Origin of the sequence: Pseudoalteromonas sp. MSK9-3, assembly GCF_003590335.1 — a bacterium.
Lineage (GTDB): Bacteria > Pseudomonadota > Gammaproteobacteria > Enterobacterales > Alteromonadaceae > Pseudoalteromonas.
In genome coordinates, this window is sequence record NZ_MIET01000011.1 from 160,757 (window position 1) to 179,474 (window position 18,718).

Consider the following 18,718-nt stretch of genomic DNA (forward strand, 5'->3'; position numbering starts at 1 on the left):
AGTTCACCTACAACGCAAGTACAATAACAAGTGAAACACAGAGCGCGACAGTGCCCTCAATTAAAGCGACGGCGTGATTGCGCTCTTTACCAATCGCATGATCAATACAAATAGAAGGAAATAACACCTTATCAATAAACTGTCTCGCCACAATTAACGCAACAAGTCCGATAAATGCGTCCACTAAAAAAAGCTGTATGCTCGCAGACCAGCTAACAAATGGGCCAATCAATGCATGAACTAATACCATAGCAAGTGCTACTAACGTCGCAGAAAAACTGATGGCAACCGCTGAGTTCCCAGCTTCGAGCTCATGTAACAATTCATAGCGTGTTACCGTGTCATATAACTTGGCACATACCACAAAACATACTTGCCCTAACACGTAAAATACAATGGCAGAAGCCCAACTCCCTTCTCCACTGAGGGATGCCCCTATCAGCAAGCCGCTGGCAACATAACTGGCCGCTTGTACAGCGCCTATCGCGGTGCTTTGTTTTTCAATCAGCTGTTGGCGATTGCAGAATGAATGTAAAATAAGCTTATCATTGATAATTCGCGAAACAATTAATAAAAGCAGGCCTACTAACGTATATACGCCCGTTAAAATTAAGTCGCTAATAAGCCCAGCAGATGGACCTGCTAAAATGGCACTATAAATGATCACAACACCCAGCATAAACCCTGCCACCGATGTTGCCAATGCGGTATTCTTTTGCTTTATAATTTGATAAAAGGTGTCGTAAGGAGTTGTCGCGTTATATAGCCTCTTAGCGACAAACATCACACAGAAAAGCAATAACACAAAACTAAAATTATTTAAGTAAGATTGAAAAATATCGTCCATAATATGAGCATAAGTAATTAATTATTATGTAGATCATACCATAATATCGAACACCAATTAAGTCCCGTTATTAACGCCACTGTACAAAATTAAAGGGCATAGCCGAAAAAGCCATCTGTGAGTATCTCCTAAAATAACTCAGTACGCTTTTGTATCCCAACCAGCAAAAATTGAGCAACAAAATAGCATCTATAGTCAAACCTGCTATACCTTCATAGGCAGCATAAATTTAATATACAATAATAAGGGGAAACCTATGGATCTGTTACGGATCATTATCGCCATTTTGTTACCGCCTCTGGGTGTGTTTTTACAAGTTGGTATTGGGGGCGCATTTTGGTTAAATATTTTACTTACGTTATTTGGCTATATTCCCGGCATAGTCCATGCAGTATGGGTCATCGCCAAGAAGTAGTCTCATTAGGTATTACACATCAAAAAAATGGCCGTATTAGTTACTAATACGGCCATTGTCTTTATTTAACGTTTATTAAGCAGCACTCTGCGGGGCCTGTCTTTGTTTTATTACCGCAACCAATAAAGCCGGTAAAAACGTGAGGCTTAATAGTGTCGAGACTAAAATCCCGCTCAATACAATCACCCCCACACCGCGGTATAACTCAGTACCCTCGCCAGGGATTAACACCAATGGCGCCAACCCAAATAACGTCGTTGCCGTAGACATTAAAATCGGGCGTAATCGCTTAGCAACAGCTTGGTCGACAGCTTCTCGCACAGGCATGGCTTGATCAATTATAAAACGGCGCGTTTGATCTACGATCAAAATTGGATTGTTTACTACCGTGCCAAGCAGTATCAAAAAGCCCAGCATCGTGATCATGTCAAATGGTTGATGAAACGCAGTTAACCCCAACGCTGTCAGAGCACCGTTAACCCCGTTTACTGTCACCAGTCCAAGCAACCCCCCTGCCATACCCAAAGGTACTGTCGCAAGGATAAATAATGGGTAACGCCAATGTGTAAATATCGCCACCAACAACAAATAACTCAGTACCAACGCAATCACAAAGTTACCCGATAGCGCAGATTTAGTTGCTTCTAACTGATCAGCAGCACCACTAATGCTCACTTTGATCCCTTGCGCTATTTTGCCTTGCTGCCATAAGTTAGGGAGTAATTCCTGACGGACAATCTGCTCTGCCGTTTCTAATGCAACATCGCGAGGAGGAATAATATAAACCGTCACTGTTCTGTTACCATCGACTCGACGTACAGAGTTACTATTTTTACTCTCGACCAAATCAGCTAACGCATTTAGCGGTAATACTTGCCCCTGCGGCGTAACAATCGGTGTTGTTTGCAGCTCTGTTAGGTTTTGACGATTTCCTGCACCACTAAACAAAAACATATCGACTTTGTCGTCGTTCAAGATAAATTCATCAACATAGGCACCGTCACTCATAGCGGCCACTGCATAACCAAAGTCGCGATTATCTATACCAAGTTCAGCAAGCCGGTCCCAACGCGGTTTAATTTCAATCAGTGGCTGCTCTAATGCAAGAGAACCAGGATCTGAATCAATTTGAGGGTTATCAAAAAGCCTATCAGCTTCTTTATAAACAGCTTCAGCCGCACTATAAAGCTCAATAATATCACTGCCTGCTATATCTACCGCAACTGCGCGTGTTCCGCCGTCATTGCTCGATATAATTGAACCACGCGCTGAAAATGCACGCATACCGTCATAACTTTTGAACTTAGCAGTAATAGCCGCCATCATATCGTTTATATTTTGCGGTTCAACAGGTGCACTCAAGAACCAAATACGGCCAACCGACACCGACATAGAGTAATATTCTAGTGGCGGTAAATCAGTTTTACCTGACTCGTAATCACTGCTGTCAGCCTCTATGTGCGCATCAAAATACGTTCTTAATTCTGCACCAATTTTTTCCATTTCTGATAAATTATAGTTCGGTGGCGCAATCATCATAGAGAACGCTTTGGGCTCTTCCCCTTCAGGTAAGTATTCCGCCGCAGGCATTAACGTATAAGCTAATCCTAATATACCCACAACAAATGCAATACTAATTACGCGAGCTTGCTGTTGTGAGCGGGTAAATAACTTAGACAACGATAGCCACCACGTACCTAGTTCAAACTGGCGCTTTTCATCTAAATCTTGTTTTTTACCAAAATTTGCCAGTGCGACAGGCACAACAAAAATAGCAACCAACATTGAGGCAATAATCGCACCTGAAATAGCAATGGCAATATCAGAGTAAAGCTGTCCGGCTTCTTGCTGCACAAATAAGATTGGCGCAAATACCAATACAGTTGTCGCAGTAGAGGCTAATACCGCTGGCCATACTTCTTTAACGCCTTTTATAGCAGCCAATCGCTTACTCAGCCCTTCGCGTTTCGCCTGTACAATAGATTCAAGCACCACAATGGTATTATCTACCGTCATACCAATTGCAAACGCAACACCCGCTAAGGAAATAACGTTAATCGTTCGACCAAAGCTCATCAAGGCAAAAAAGGCCGCGACTGTACATAACGGAATGCCCATTACCCCAACTAACGTCGCCCGCCCTGAGCGCAAGAAAAAGTACATCACAAGCGTCGCAAGTAAGGCACCCAATGCTAAGTTGGTCCACACATTTTGCAAAGAGCTTTTCACATATTTGACGTCATCACTCATCAAGTTGAGTTCTAACCCATTTTGCGCCAGTAGCTGTGCATTAAGTTCAGCCACAACCGGTAGCATTTGCTCTTTAATTGCTAATACATTTGAGCCACTTTCACGTCGAACAGACAAACTCAACGTGCGTTCACCATCTGAATAAGACATCCCACGGGTCTCAAAATGGTCAAGCGTAATACTGGCAACATCTTTTAATAAAATATTTGCTGAGCCAATGCGTTTAACAACTAGGTTCTCTAATTGACTGAGCTGCTCAAAACGCCCAACTACACGCAGTAAATAACGACTTTTACCACTTTCAATATCACCACCTGACGCATCTCTGTTTCTAGCTCTTATCGCGTTTCTCACATCAATTAAACTAATGCCGCGCTGCGCTAAACGTGCCGCATCAACTTTGATTTGGATCTGACGCTGTGCACCACCGCCAACTCTGACTTCCGATACGCCCGCGACACTCTCCATACGAGGACGAACAAAGTCTTCAGCAAAATCACGCAGTAAATCCACGTCTAATTGTAATGGGTTACCAGCCTGCGGTTTGAGTACAAAATACATAAACGCATTATTAGAGAATGAACTTGAAAAAAGCCTAGGTTGGTCCACATTCTCAGGGTACGCAGGTACCTGACTCAGCGCATTATTTACCCTAATAAGTGCATCATTAACACCAACGCCAAACGGAAACTCAAGCTCAACGGTGGCTTCACCCATTTCAGCGTATGAGATCATACGTTTTAAATTAGGCAAACTTCTTAAATATCGCTCTTGTTCAATGAGTATTTCTTTTTCTACATCTTGTGGTGTTGCCCCTGGCCATCCAGTTTGTACCGTAATGGTCCGCACTTCTAAATCAGGGATCATTTGTACCGGAATATTAAGTGCTGAGATCAACCCTAAAATCGCCGTGATCAAAACAACGACCGTAACCAGCGTCCCTCGCTTTACAGCAGCTTCAATCATAGTTCACCGCTCACTGTTGATTTTACCGAGAGCGACGTGCCATCTTTAAGTAACTCAACCCCAGAAACCACAATACGTTCAGACCCAGTCAGTCCTATCACCGAGACTTGTTCGCCCGTCGACTCTACTACGGTTACCAAACTGCGTTTCGCGCTGCCATTTTCTACAGAAAACACACTGCTCCCACCGTCAGGATGCTGTTTAATAGCCGACTTGGGTAACCATACTTTACTTTTAGAAGACGCTAAGAAAACTTCAGCACTTGCTGACATACCGGCAATAAACTCATGACTATATGTCTCGTTAGGTATGTCTATATGCGCAACAAAGGTACGGCTCACCGGATCAGCAACCCCCACAAGACGCGAAATTTGTGTGTTAATTGTATGGCTATTTTTTATATCCGCAGTCACCGCTGCAGAAACACGCTCTTGTGATGCGAAGTCGCTATAATACTCTTGTGGTACATCCAGCACTAAACGTAAATCAGATTGAGCCACCAAAGAAAGAACACTATTTTGTGGCGTCACCCATTCACCTACATCCACATTTCTACTTGCGATCACACCAGAAAAAGGAGCATACAGCGTGTGGCGGTGAACAATTTCTTTGGCTAAGGAAACCGCAGCCTGCTGCTTGACTAATTCGGCCTTGGTATTGGCTAAATTAGCACGTCGTTCACCTATGAGTGTTTTAGCCACACTTTGCTGATCTGATAGTGCCACTACTTCAGCCAATAAACGTTCAGCTTCTTGTTTTGCGATTGTCGCAGCTTGTAAGCTCGCTTTTGCTTGAGCCAACTCTAATTTAGCGAGCGTGTCATCAAGTTGCAGTAACACCTCTCCTTTTTTTACTAAAGAGCCAACATCAACTTGTAAAACAGACACAGCGCCTGCTTCCAAAGAGGCTAAGCTTGCATCGCGTGTGGCTTCAATTGTACCAGTCAATCGCATCACATCGGCTTGCTTATTTAATGACGGAATATATATATCAACCTCTGTGGTTTGAGCATACACTTTTGACGCAACTAATGAAGCACTGGCCAAAACAACACAAAACACCGCACGTACAGCAAATTGCATAAAAACCTCTAATGATAATTATTTCCATTTAATTCTAAAGAACTCACAAAATAAAACATCTCATTTGCGATAACTTACTAATAATGCCAGATATTAAGAAATTAGGTTATTTCTGACAGCGTATAAATATAAACGCAGGCCTTGTTGACAGCTTTTCATATGTTTTAGCACACATTGTTTGCACAACAGGGTCTACCTGCCCCTCACTAAGAGCAGACACTAGCAAACCATTTTGCGTTATTGCCTGCATAATGCAGGTTAATGAACGTCTGTAAAAACGTACTTCTACTGGTGTGCCAACCGTATTCCAGCGCTCAATAACCATTTGTGTCTCGAAATAGTTTTTTGCATGGCGCATCTCAGATTTTGCGCAAGGGTGATGGGTAGAAAACACCATATATCCACCGGGTTTGAGTACTCTATAAACCTCTGCGAAAAACGCCGTAACATCCGCCAAATAATGTAACATTAATGGACAAATGACTATATCCGCACTTTGTGTTTTTTCATTTGGCAGGCCCAGCGCTAAATCTTGCTGATAAGCATGCACTCGGCCACCTAATGTGGAGTCAACCATAGCGAGCATTTCTGAAGAAGCATCGATACACGTTACATGACTGGCACCTTTATCGAGTAGATACTGCGCATAAATCCCCGAACCGCAACCTAAATCTAATACCTTTCGCCCTTTAATATCCCCCATCAATGCCTGCAGTGATGGGCGCTCATAATATGCGTTATAAATATTGTGTGTCACTGACTCCGCATACTGTGCGGCATGGGTTGTATAAAGCTCTGAAGCCATATTTATACTCTTATAAATGTTTTATATCAGTCATAAGACGGATTGATATAAAAAAAATGAATTAATTACCGCTTGTAAGTTTCTAGAAAGTTTCGCCTCTTAAAGTATTCACATTCACTGAACACAGTGAGCAACGTACCAAATATTAGGTACAACTTAGTTTACTTACTTTTAAGGAATATCACATGACTTTTACGAAATCTGCATACGCTGCTTGTTTACTAGCATGCTCAACACACACACTGGCTCAACAAGACTCTTCTGAGTTAACTTGGAGCTTAGGTATTGCAGCAATATCATCAGATCAAGGATACGTCGATGTTGGTACAGAAACCACCATCGTACCAATTATAGGCATTCAGTACGGTAATTTTTCGTTACTAGGCCCACGTGCAAGCTACAAAATGTTTGCCAATGACCAGTTCGAGATTTCAGCTATCGGTAATTTGCGTTTTGATGGCTATGAAGCTGCAGATGGTGACATATTTACGGGTATGGAAGACCGTGATATGAGCTTTGATGCGGGTATTGAAGCTGAAATAGACACCTCATTTGGAGAGTTTGGCCTCGGACTGGTACACGATGTAACCAGTACTCATAAAGGGTTTGAATTAAGTGCCAGTTACGGGGTCCCGTTTATGTTTGAAAATGGCCGTGTTATGCCTTATATCTCCGCGAACTATCAAAGTGAAGATTTAGCGGATTACTACTTTGGCGTACAACAAAATGAAGCAACCTCATCTCGTGCCTTTTACCAACTAGATGCCACAACCAATATCGAGATTGGGATCGGGAGCGATTGGATGTTTAATAACAAACACTATATTAAAGCAGACATTAGCTACGCTTCGTATGGCAGTGATATTAAAGACTCTCCGCTAATTGATAAATCAGGTGAAGCACAAATTTTGGTTGGGTATGCTTATGTTTTTTAATAAAAAAGTTCAAATAAAACACTTATGTATTAGTGCGATAGGTTTGGGGTTAATTGGCTGTGACGCAAGTTCAGCCAATACCGAGCAAGTTGTTCAAATCCAACCAAGCTCAGTTATTGTATTTGACCACTCGGAGATCGCTACGCCAATTAAGACGATGCCAGAACATCATTTCTTTGGCAGAGTGCAAGGAGGAGAAAGTTACAACATGGCACTGTTTGTTGATGGCCGAATAGAGCGAGTACTTGTCAAAGAAGGGCAAATTGTTAACTCTGGCGATGTACTGGCTACATTGTACTCGCCAAATCTTGCTCAACGCGTCACATCACGTGAGTCTAGCTATGAAAGTGCTAAGGCAGTACTGCACCAAGCTAAAATACAACAGCAAAGAAGCAGCGAACTCGTTAGAAAGAAATTACAACCTAACGCCGTGCTGGATGATGCACAGCGGGCCTTAAAAGTGGCCACACAACAGGTCAATAATGCCCTTGCACAGCTTGAAGAAGCAAAAAACCAACAAAAAGAGACCCAATTAGTGGCCCCACAAGCGGGCGTTATTGGTAAATTATATTCCCGCTCAGGTGACTATATTAGCGCGGGAGAAAATATCGTTCGATTTGAGTCTAGTGAAACACAAAAAGTGGTTTTTTCACTGCCAGAACGCATTGCTATTTCACTCCCTAAAACGAAAAATGTTCAAGTATCATTTCCGAGTATCAACACCACGACACTGGGTATCGTGACAGAAAAAAGTTTACCGAACTTAGGCCAACCAGCCTTATTTGAAGTCACCGTTACCCTGCCAAAAAATAGCTATGAGAATCTAGGTATAACAGCGCAACTGCATGTGCCTATTTCAAATGACAGACTTTACAAGGTATCACATTCGGCACTTCGCTATGATCAAAGCAATCGTGCCTATTTATTATCCGCAGCCGAAAACAATACACTGCCCGTTTCTGTGATTGCTGTAGAAAAAGATGGGGTGTTAATTACGAGCAGTTATCCCCTACTTCAACCAATTAGCCGAGTTTCAGAGATCATTAACCCACTTAACTTAGCTGCATTAGACAAGAGGTAACTTATGCTAACGCCAAATTCACATTGGTATTTCCAGCCACGATTAATTCTAGGCATTATTACCATTTTAGCGCTAACAGGCTTATTCAGTTGGCACTATGCAAATGAGCAAGAAGATCCAAGTTTTGCCTACCGAAATGGTATGATCTTGCTTTCAAACCCTGGAATGAGTATTGAGCAGCTTACCGATCAGGGTGTTCGGCCTATTGAGCGAGTACTGAGTGAAATTGACGAAATACGCACATTTAGTGCGCGAATAAAGCAAGGTTATGCAAATATCGACATCGAGCTCAAAGACAGCATTTATGAGACCGATGTAATTTGGCAAAGGGTGAAGGACCGTACACGACAGGCTTCAAGCCGAATGGGCGAAATAAACCTCTCTGTCCATGATCGCGTGCAAGATACACAGGGCATTGTACTGTCGGTGAATTCAGGCCAAGGGCTACTCGAAGATAGGCGTATGGCACTGGTTGTTCGAGATGAACTGCTAAAGCTTGCCGATGTAAGAACTGCCAGCTTAATTGGTGCACCACAAGAGCAGCTTAACGTCGCATACTCGTCACAGAGTATGCGTGAAACGGGCGTTTCTCCTATTGATATTGCAAATACCCTACAGCAACGCAATGCACAAACCAGCTTAGGCACTTTACAAAACCCTTCATTTACCACGGGAGTCAACTCACTTACTCGACTTGATACATTACAATCAGTTAAAAATACCCAAATCAGCATGCCTAATGGGCAAAGTGTGCCCCTTTCTAGCATTGCTGATATCGCGTATCGCGCAGATCCGCAAAGTAACGAGCAATTCTGGTATAACGGACAAAGAACCGTTGGCATAGCCCTTACCCTACCACCAGATTCTATTCGCGTTACTGAAACAGGACGTTTGATAAGAAACAAGATCAATGAATTGAACCAAAGGTATGCACAAGCCAGTATCACTATTCATTTATTTCAACCCGATTGGACCCAAAAACGCCGTAGTTCTTTGCTTACTTCATTACTATATAGTTGCCTCGGTGTTGCCCTTGTTTTAATGTGTTTAATGACGTTTCGTAGCGCACTTATTGTCAGCCTCTCTATTCCGGCCATTGCACTGTCTGCCATTGGTTTATTCGGCATGTTTGGCGGTGTGATCCATCAAATGACCATTGCAGGGTTGGTGCTATCGTTAGGGCTAATGGTCGATAATAGTATCGTTATGGCTGAACGAATTGTACACCACCTAGAACGTGGTATGACACGTTCACACGCTGCTATCACGGCCATTAAGGAGTTATATAAACCACTGGCAACAGCAACACTCACCACAATAGCCGCATTTGTACCCATGCTACTCTCAACAGGCGGTGTGGCTGACTTTATTGCAACAATCCCTATTTTAGTGATCATTTGCATTCTCTTCAGCTATGTCATTTCGTTATCTTTTGTGCCAATACTGAGTAAATTACTCGCCTACCAAGACAAGCCCGCAAACCGCATCACGCGTATTTTTAATACGACAGGCGGACATATTGCACACGGCACTTTAAATTATCCTAAAGCAACGCTCATGGTTAGCGTTTGTGTCATTACCTTGTTACTAAGCTTACCTGCGAGCAAAGGCGAGTTTTTCCCAAAAACCAATCGAGACCAAGCTTATGTTGACATTCAACTTCCTCTTGGCTCTTCGGTAAGTGAAACGACGAACGTTGCTAATGCCATTGCTGATAAACTGAAAAATAATGACTCGATCACCAATACGTTCAGCTTTACGGGTAATTCTGGACCTCGTTTTTACTATAATTTAGTACAACAGCCGAATGAAAGTCACATAGCTCGCATTGTATTTGAAACTAAAGCAGAGGTCGCTGTAGCTGACGTTGTAAACCGTCTTAACAACGAATTTAAAGTACAATTTCCTAATTTCATCGTAACCGCGCATGAATTAGGGCAAGGTCCACCAATTGAAAGCCCAATAGAAGTGCGCGTTCTGGCTAACACAAACCAAAATGCACTGGGTGCCGCAGAAGCATTATTTGCGTTGCTTAATGAGCGCGTTGACACCAAGAGTGTAAGAAGAGCCTATGTACTAGGTAAGCCTGCATTGAACTTAGCGACAAACAAACAACAGTTACAAGTGAGCAATATTACGGAGCAGCAACTAAGTCAATATCTTGCGTGGCAAACCACGGGGCTTAACGCCACAACGTTAAATTACACGCTAGACCCAATTGATTTAGTTGTTGCAGTGCCGCAACCGGTAAATAATTCTACAGAGTTATTATCAACACAAATACTGACTGACACGAGACAATTTATTCCTGCATCTCTATTCCTTGAACAAAGCGTCGTTGGCATTCCCCCAGTCGCGGTGCGACAAGATGGATTTCATACTTTAACTGTTCTGTCTGATGTTGCAGAAGGTTATAGCGAGGAAGAGATCATTGAACAACTGCAGTCAAAAGCAAAAGTTTTAACCGATGAATTTGGTGTTACTATCGAGTTTGGCGGAGAAGCCGCTGAGTCTGAGCAAGCAAATAGCGCATTATTGGTCGCAATGCCCGCTGGTATCGTATTGTTATTTGTTGCACTGGTTTTGCAGTTCAATTCATACCGATTGAGTCTGGTGGTTATGTGTAGTATTCCACTGGGTGCGATTGGTGCGCCAGCGATGCTGTCTCTCGTAAATATTCCTTTTGGTTTTATGTCAATATTAGGGGTATTAGCGTTGGCAGGTATCGTGGTAAACACCGCCATCATTTTAATTGAAAGCACGCTTCAAGGAATAAAAAATGGATTACAGAAAAAACAAGCAATCGCTGCGGCAGTAAATGAACGCTTTCGGCCTATATTATTGACCACAATTACAACCATTATAGGTATGTTACCGCTGACCTCATCACAAAGCCCACTTTGGCCACCATTAGCGTGGGCTGTTATTGGTGGATTGATCACCTCTACCGCCTTGATGATGTTTATAATGCCTGTTGCGCTTAGTTTACTGCTAAAACCAGTTAAAAATGACATACAAACACAGTAATGATTAGAATAAAGGACATAACCATGCGAGTGCTAATCACTGAAGATAACCAACAACTTGCTGAATTTATTCAGCAAGCCATCATGCAAGATGGCCATGCGGCCGATATTGCTTTAGATGCAGCCACTATGTTTTATCAACTGTCTATCATGCAATACGACGGTATTGTTTTAGATTTGGGGTTACCAGATAAAGATGGCTTAGATGTGATTAAACATTTACGCTCTAAAGGTATACCCATTCCTATTCTTATTTTGACTGCCCGCGGCGGCATAGATGACAGAATAAAAGGGCTCGACCTCGGTGCTGACGACTATCTCAACAAACCCTTTTCTATAGACGAGCTAAAAGCTCGACTGCGCGCCCTAATGCGCAGACCTGTTGATTATTCGGGCAATGATTTAAGCAGAGGCAATGTCACTATAGAAACCAAGTCTCGCCGTGTCACTGTTGACACTCAAAACCTCACCATGGGCAAAACTGAGGTTGCTATTTTAGAGTACATGTTAAAGCATGCAACATTAACCGTAAGTAAAGAGTCATTGTTTGATGCCATTTATTCTATGGGGTTTGAAGTCACCGACAATGCCATACAAGTCGCCATGCATCGTATTCGAAAAAAGCTTGAACAAGCTGGCGCTACCACACACATAAATACCATCCGTGGCATAGGGTATATCTTGGCATGATATTTAATCAAAACTCATTATCTCGGCGTTTGCTTAAGCACTTTTTACTTATTGGAGGTAGTGTTTTTTCATTAATTGCCGCCATTCTCTATTTATTCTCTATTAACTTTGCCAACTTAGCGGTGGAACAAAGTATGTTTGGAATGGCTGAAGACATTCAAACGAACCTAGCGTTTGACGGCCAATCACAGCTGACATACCAATCAACGCAAGTTGCTGAACGATGGGGATACGACGCACTGTATAATAACTTAGGGTTTCGCGTTATTGATTTGTCAACACAGCAAGAACTACTCAGATCGTTTGTCAATCCAAGTGTTGCAACTATTATTGATACCTTACCAACCTCTTTACCTGAAGGTTATTCACAAATCGCTGCGCGCAATAATACCCACACAGATTTATTCAGGATCATATTCATCGCTGATGAAAGGCGCCTTGCGCTCGATTTGGCCCGCAATGACTTACTAGGCGAACTAGCAAATGAAGCCGTTATGCCGGTGTTAAGCCAAGTAGCCGCCCTCACCATCGGTGCTGCATTTTTGGTCTTTGTCTGCGTGACTTTTATTTCAATTCGCGCCTTAGTACGCCCCGTTGAAAACGTCACTACACAACTGTTACAAATCAAACCTAATCAATTAGATAGACGACTTTCTACCACAGACGTTCCCGCAGAAATTCTGCCGTTAGTATTAGGCTTAAACGAGGCAATGGAACGCGTAGAGCAAGGGTTTGAAGAACAAAAACGTTTTGTCGCCAATGCCGCACATGAACTGCGAACTCCTCTGGCCATTTTATCTACTCGAGTAGAGCTGACTGAAATTCCGCCAGAGGTAGAGCCTGCGCTAATGGGCGACATTAAATATATGTCTCGGGTAATAGAACAATTACTTGATTTATCCCGCGCACAAAATCAGGTTGGCTTTACCCATAGTTTGGTTGATTTGAAAGACATAGGTAAAGATGTATGTATGCTGCTAGGTCCGCTTTCTGTAACTCATCAAAAAGAGCTGTCACTCGACGTCATTGATCCATCATGTGATGTACTCGGCGATAAGGGTGCATTGATCATTTTAACCAAAAACCTACTAGAAAATGCCTTAAAATATGCCGAGAAGCATGCCCACGTACAGCTTATCATTACTAAAAATGCCCTGAGCATAAAAGACTCGGGCCCCGGGATCAGTGAAGGTGACAGAGTAAAGCTATTTGAGCGATTCTGGCGAAAAGAACAATCCGCCTTGACCGGCAGTGGACTAGGCTTATCCATCGTCAGTGAAATTGCCAATGCCCACAATGCCGACATTGATGTGATATGTAACAATGATTTAGGCGGCGCTACCTTTACCATAACATTTAATGCCACACCATAAAGGACAGGCTAAGTTTTCAGCTTTAACTACGAAACAGTTGAATTATAGAGAATAGTGATTGACTGATAGAATTAGACTTTTATAATCTCGTCAGGACTAAGCCCCTCAGGTATGAAGGGTAATTTTGATAATATATAAGGATGCGTATGTCGTTTTTCAAAAAAGTATTGGGTACTGTGGGCATTGGTGCAGCAAAAGTTGATGCCATTTTAGAGTACAATCAAATAGCGCCAGGCGAAGAAATATCAGGCACAGTTAAAATTGTCGGTGGCAAAGTAGAGCAAGAAATCAACAAAATTGATTTGAATGTTGTTTGTAATTATACCGTTGAAAAAGAAAATGATGACGGTGAATCCGTTACCATCAACAAAAACTATACTCTAGCAAAATACCATATCAACGAAAGCTTCACGATTTCTCCCTCAGAAGAAAAATTGATCCCATTTGTATTTGACTTAGCGTTAGAAGCGCCAATTACCGTTGGCCAATCAAGAACATGGTTAACTACCAACCTAGACATTGATATGGCACTCGACAAATCTGATAAAGACTTTATTCACGTCACGCCAACTGAACTACAGCAAGCAGTGATAGATAGCTTAGAAGAGCTAGGGTTTAAACTGTATGAATCAGATTGTGAAGGCATTGAATCAGCCTCGTTCTCACGCTTACCATTCGTACAAGAATTAGAATTTAAAACCATTTCTGGCGATTTCCACGGTCGTTTTGATGAGGTTGAAGTCGTATTCTTTAACCGAGGTGAACAGCTCGAAGTCATTTTTGAAATTGACCGTAAGGCCAAAGGCTTAATGGGCTTCTTTGCGGAGGCACTTGATTTAGATGAGTCAAACGCACGACTGGTTGTTACTGAAGACGACATTGAAGACTTAGAAGATCAGATCTACACTATTTTGGAAGCTAATAGTTAAATCGGCTATTAGCCTAATACCAACTACATCGATTACAAGGCTGTAATGTAGTTGGTATAAAATACATATTCTATTGGTAATTAATGATTATAAGGAACGTAATGAAAAAACCATCTTTTTTAATATGTATAGCTTCGGCTATCGCCCTCACAGCTTGTGGTTCTGACAACCAGGTTGATACTAACCCACTATGCGACGATGACGACGTAATTGAACTCGTTGATGAAATTGTTAAAGACGAAGCCAAATCACAGCTGTTTGAAGTCATGCTGAAAAAAGCCGGAAAGTCAGGCGAAATAACTTATCAGCAAGCAGTCGACGTTGCAGGTCGTTCAGCTGAGCTTGATGGCGTAATTGCATTGGTCAACGAAACGATTGATCAGCAGCAGCTAATATACTCTAACATCTCTATGTCAGAACAAGACCTAGATCAACATAAAGTGTGGTGCAGTGCAGGTATGGGGGCAGAAGGCAAAAAACCAGCCATTATCAATTATACCGCGCTACACACTACTGAAGACGTTGAAGTTTACGTTACTTTTTAACCATAAACACATAATTAGAAGGTTAACGTAAACCAATAAATTTTATAGCCTAGCTTAATGCTAGGCTATAAATATTAATAAAAGACCTACAACTAGTGCTCACCGCATTAGTAACCCCTCGTAGCACAAAGTAATACCTAAAAAACACCTCACCATAAAATAAAATCGAAATAGGCTAACCACTTATTAAAAGTGACTATAGAGTCTAATAGCGTTATTTAATCGGCTTACTGCCACAGAGAAAAACATTTTAAAACATATAAAAACAGTAGGCCTACTGGTTAAAAAATTAGCATCTAGCAAGGCACTACAACCATAAATCAACAACAATTATTAAATTAAAAAATCCATATAACAATACCCATTTCACTCTAATACATATAATTTATAAATTACTCACTATGAGTTATATAGTCGACATAAATAAAATATATAAACCACATTCGCCTTCTAAAGGTACCAATAAATTAACCTAAAAACTGCATCAGTAAGCATTTAATACTCCCAACTATAAGTTCTGTATGAAAAACATTCAGTTACTATTTGGTAAAAAAAAAGCTAATGTCTTGTTGGCTATAAATACAACTTTAAAGGAAATAATTATGATAATAAAATCAATGCTCGCTGCCATGCTTCTAATTAGCGCACTTCCCACTTCAGCCGCCTCTAGTGTATGGCGCGTATACGAATTACCAATGTGGGTAGGATGTCATGCTGCGGAGTATCACTTCAAAAAAGAATTTCCGAATGCGACCAATTTAACGTGTGTCGTTGTATCTGGTTCGGGTTCTATGGGGAACTATGGGTTTAAAGTGACAGGCACTATCTAGTTCGCGCCACCACTAAAAAATATGACTTAACGCGAATGTCGCTGCTAACCAAGACATACTCAGCGTTAAGTCTTTTTGCACATACGATTTAAATACAAACTTAATATTTTAGAAAAGCCCTCTTACTTTTAGTCCAATTACCTAGTACTCAAACATCAAAAACATCACATAAATTAATTGAACGCTACTGTTACACAAAGAATTGTCGCTTAAGGAAAACCACAGCCTAACTGCCACGCTAATCGCTTTGCTTTATACTACAATTGAGTGTGTCTTTAAGTTCGGGTTTAGGTGTTTAGCGAGACAACATACGATTGTTGGGCATATTATCTCCCTACGGAAGCACCATTAGAGCAAATCAATATCAGTGTTAGCGATGACATAGCCGCATTATTTAAATTACTGTATGACCATGGAATTAATAGCCAACCAGAACAATGGCAACGAGTAATATTTAACATCAAACCAAGCGGGCTGTACAGTATTAACTTTGAAAAGACAACGATGATGACGTTGATGCATAATTTGATGCATATATGGTCAACGTCAGGAATGGTCGATTGTAATTAAGTTAGGTAAAACAGGAACAAACCAAGTTACAACAACAAAAAATAAATGTTAACATAAAGTAAGGCTTGCATCCTGTAAGCCTATCCATAACTTTTAAAGGAAATAAAATGTCAATTCAAATGTTAACAAAAGCGCTTTTAGCAACCTCGCTATTCTCGGCTCTGTCTTTTTCAGCAACTAGTTTAGCTGGCCACAAAGCCACCCATAATGTCATTGTAAATAACACTTCAATTTCAGGTTCATTTGGCAGTGCTAGAAACTCAGCAGACTCAGTACAATACATTGCATCACTCGACCGTGGAACCTATATGGTTGTTATGGCCAAGTCAGCGGCTGGCGTGAGCAAATCTTGTACCACAAAAAACCCAACACATTTTGAACAATTGCGTGCATTAGGATCTGATTCATTCTTATATGTCAGTGTGAGCGGCTCAACATGTACAAACGTTGATATTCAGAATAGCTCAAGCTTTGCACCAAAATAATGCGTCAACTCCCTCTTGTATACATTTCTCTAATAGCGTTGGTTATCTCTCAGGTCATTATGATGCTGTACTTGCCTACCCAAATTGAGAATGCGATAGCTAATAAGCTCAACTCTGAGCAACTATCCACTAACGAACGAAAAGAAAGATTTGAGGAAAATGTTAAAATAATAATTCATGATACACTTAGCAACAGAACGTTAAGCAATGCAGAGTGCGCTAATATAAGGCATGAAGCGCTGCTAGCGCAGTTAAGTAAACTCATTGAAAAAAATAACAAAGTATACACTGAGTATGATGCAACACCAGAAAATGATATAGCACAAGACATTCAAACAAGGTCAACGAACTTGGTATTTGCCCAAGCAAACGATGCGTTAGAGCAAAGTATAGGCTCAGGCATTCTAAACGAAAGTGACGCAACCGCTTTATATGCTTTTTTTGGTCAGTTAACCGATGAAGAAGAGTTTTATATTTACAACAAATACGTACAAGCAATAAATGATGGTACGTTAGTCAGTGAAACGCCTTTGGGTTTAAGGTTGCCAGACCTTTAGATTGAAAGTTCTATATCTCCAGGGAGGCAGTAAACGTCGGTATTATAGATGTTTACTGCTTTTTTTGCTTCAGGAAGTCTAACAACTCCTTATAAACCATACACTAGTTGTTTTGTGATAACGCTTGCAGACGCTTCGCTACAGCCTTGTGTATTTTGTCCACACCATAACGGGATAAAGTCATCACGCCCAAGCTTTTTACTATGACGACGTAGTTGAGACATTTCAATGGCGGTATGGGGAAAGCCTGGCGCTAATTCATTCATCAAACCAACTTCTTTCATTGCGCGATTAATAATGCCTCGCGCTGGCTTTCCAGAAAATATATTGGTAACCGCTGTCTCACTTCTTTCTCTATTTTTTATCGCATCACGATGTAAGTCTGATGTGGTTGCTTCTGTGCACAATAAATACGCCGTACCCACTTGAACAGCACTGGCACCTAATGCCAAAGCCGCTTTCACATCACTGTTATTGGCTATTCCACCCGCAGCAATAACCGGTACGGTAACAGCATCGATAATTTGTGCTAGCAATGTCGTCATTCTCTGCTGCGTAGATAAATCCATCGACAAAAACATCCCTCGATGACCACCGGCCTCTAACCCCTGTGCAATCACTCCGTCAGCGCCATTGGCCTCTAACCAAGCCGCTTCTCCAGCCGTCGTCGCAGATGAAATAACTTTACCGCCCCACCCTTTAATGCGCTGCATAAGATCTTTGCTGGGTAAGCCAAAATGGAAGCTAATAAGCTGGGGTTTAAAAGACTCAATTGCATCGGCAATATCATGGCTAAAAGGCATCCGACTTGCTTGTTTGTCATTGGAGTCAATTTCAGCCCCCAGCTCGGTAAAGTAAGGCTGTAATCGTTTTTGCCATTTGTTCTGGCGAGTAGGATCATAAGGCTCTGGCTTATGGCAAAAAAAGTTCAAGTTAAATGGCTTGTTACTTGCTGAGTCCACCGCTTTAATCTCATGCACAATTTGCTCAATGCTTAACATCCCACAAGGCACGGAGCCTACTCCACCAGCTTCACTCACCGCAATGGCAAGTTTACTATCTTGCACACCAGCCATCGGCGCTTGTATTAAAGGGTATTGCGTTCCAAGTAAGTTGAAGATGTGCTCTTTCATTATTGTATGTCCTTATTCAAACCCTAAATAGAAACCCTAAATACAACTTAATTCGCGTTAGTCGCAACGAAATCATGTGTTATGACATTGCAGCTGTTCTGCGTCATTATACAATGTCATTTAAACGGGTTACATAAAAAAGGCCAAGCATATACTTGGCCTTTTTCAGATATTTATTGCAGCTAAGTCACGCTAACCA

General features: G+C 41.6%; 17 protein-coding genes. 12 read left to right on the forward strand and 5 right to left on the reverse strand.

Features of this window, described 5'->3' with window-relative positions:
• Positions 1-7: 7 nt before the first annotated feature.
• Positions 8-847 (reverse strand): DUF350 domain-containing protein, encoded by an 840-nt coding sequence (locus BGP78_RS04480; protein WP_119860285.1) that lies wholly within the window; start codon positions 845-847, stop codon positions 8-10.
• Positions 848-1,103: 256 nt separating this feature from the next.
• Between BGP78_RS04480 and BGP78_RS04485 the strand changes: the two genes are divergently transcribed.
• A complete protein-coding gene (locus BGP78_RS04485) occupies positions 1,104-1,262 on the forward strand; it encodes a YqaE/Pmp3 family membrane protein (RefSeq protein WP_010367592.1) in 159 nt (52 codons plus the stop codon).
• 75 nt (positions 1,263-1,337) lie between these two features.
• Here the strand turns inward: BGP78_RS04485 and BGP78_RS04490 are convergent, their stop codons facing one another.
• From BGP78_RS04490 to BGP78_RS04500, 3 genes are all read right to left on the reverse strand, one after another.
• A complete protein-coding gene (locus BGP78_RS04490; RefSeq protein WP_119860286.1) occupies positions 1,338-4,478 on the reverse strand; it encodes an efflux RND transporter permease subunit in 3,141 nt (1,046 codons plus the stop codon).
• Positions 4,475-5,560, reverse strand: a complete 1,086-nt coding sequence (locus BGP78_RS04495) for an efflux RND transporter periplasmic adaptor subunit (RefSeq protein ID WP_119860287.1) — start codon at positions 5,558-5,560, stop codon at positions 4,475-4,477. Before BGP78_RS04495 ends, BGP78_RS04490 begins: the two co-directional genes overlap by 4 nt.
• A gap of 106 nt (positions 5,561-5,666) precedes the next feature.
• Positions 5,667-6,365 carry a class I SAM-dependent methyltransferase gene (locus BGP78_RS04500; RefSeq protein ID WP_119860288.1) on the reverse strand — a complete coding sequence of 233 codons (699 nt, stop codon included), beginning with the start codon at positions 6,363-6,365 and terminating at the stop codon, positions 5,667-5,669.
• Positions 6,366-6,550: 185 nt separating this feature from the next.
• Between BGP78_RS04500 and BGP78_RS04505 the strand changes: the two genes are divergently transcribed.
• From BGP78_RS04505 to BGP78_RS04555, 11 genes are all read left to right on the forward strand, one after another.
• Positions 6,551-7,300 carry a MipA/OmpV family protein gene (locus BGP78_RS04505; RefSeq protein WP_119860289.1) on the forward strand — a complete coding sequence of 250 codons (750 nt, stop codon included), beginning with the start codon at positions 6,551-6,553 and terminating at the stop codon, positions 7,298-7,300.
• Positions 7,290-8,381 (forward strand): efflux RND transporter periplasmic adaptor subunit, encoded by a 1,092-nt coding sequence (locus tag BGP78_RS04510; protein WP_182912219.1) that lies wholly within the window; start codon positions 7,290-7,292, stop codon positions 8,379-8,381. Before BGP78_RS04505 ends, BGP78_RS04510 begins: the two co-directional genes overlap by 11 nt.
• Positions 8,382-8,384: 3 nt before the next feature.
• Entirely contained in the window at positions 8,385-11,408 is a 3,024-nt protein-coding gene (locus tag BGP78_RS04515; protein WP_119860291.1) for an efflux RND transporter permease subunit, read from the forward strand.
• A gap of 23 nt (positions 11,409-11,431) precedes the next feature.
• Complete coding sequence (locus tag BGP78_RS04520) at positions 11,432-12,097, forward strand: response regulator transcription factor (RefSeq protein WP_119860292.1); 666 nt, start codon at positions 11,432-11,434, stop codon at positions 12,095-12,097.
• On the forward strand, positions 12,094-13,470 hold the full coding sequence (locus tag BGP78_RS04525) for a HAMP domain-containing sensor histidine kinase (RefSeq protein ID WP_119860293.1): 1,377 nt from the start codon (positions 12,094-12,096) through the stop codon (positions 13,468-13,470). Before BGP78_RS04520 ends, BGP78_RS04525 begins: the two co-directional genes overlap by 4 nt.
• A gap of 146 nt (positions 13,471-13,616) precedes the next feature.
• Positions 13,617-14,399, forward strand: coding sequence for a sporulation protein (locus BGP78_RS04530; protein ID WP_119860294.1), 783 nt, complete (start codon positions 13,617-13,619; stop codon positions 14,397-14,399).
• 101 nt (positions 14,400-14,500) lie between these two features.
• Positions 14,501-14,944 (forward strand): hypothetical protein, encoded by a 444-nt coding sequence (locus BGP78_RS04535; RefSeq protein WP_119860295.1) that lies wholly within the window; start codon positions 14,501-14,503, stop codon positions 14,942-14,944.
• Positions 14,945-15,546: 602 nt separating this feature from the next.
• Positions 15,547-15,774, forward strand: coding sequence for a hypothetical protein (locus BGP78_RS04540; protein ID WP_138594858.1), 228 nt, complete (start codon positions 15,547-15,549; stop codon positions 15,772-15,774).
• A gap of 291 nt (positions 15,775-16,065) precedes the next feature.
• Complete coding sequence (locus BGP78_RS04545; protein WP_119860297.1) at positions 16,066-16,344, forward strand: hypothetical protein; 279 nt, start codon at positions 16,066-16,068, stop codon at positions 16,342-16,344.
• A 107-nt stretch (positions 16,345-16,451) separates the two neighbouring features.
• The gene (locus BGP78_RS04550) at positions 16,452-16,829 is read left to right on the forward strand and encodes a hypothetical protein (RefSeq protein ID WP_119860298.1); all 378 of its coding nucleotides are present in this window, start codon (positions 16,452-16,454) and stop codon (positions 16,827-16,829) included.
• 59 nt (positions 16,830-16,888) lie between these two features.
• A complete protein-coding gene (locus BGP78_RS04555) occupies positions 16,889-17,386 on the forward strand; it encodes a hypothetical protein (protein WP_182912220.1) in 498 nt (165 codons plus the stop codon).
• 89 nt (positions 17,387-17,475) lie between these two features.
• Here BGP78_RS04555 and BGP78_RS04560 read toward each other — a convergent pair whose 3' ends face one another.
• A complete protein-coding gene (locus tag BGP78_RS04560; protein ID WP_119860300.1) occupies positions 17,476-18,519 on the reverse strand; it encodes a nitronate monooxygenase family protein in 1,044 nt (347 codons plus the stop codon).
• Positions 18,520-18,718: the final 199 nt, after the last annotated feature.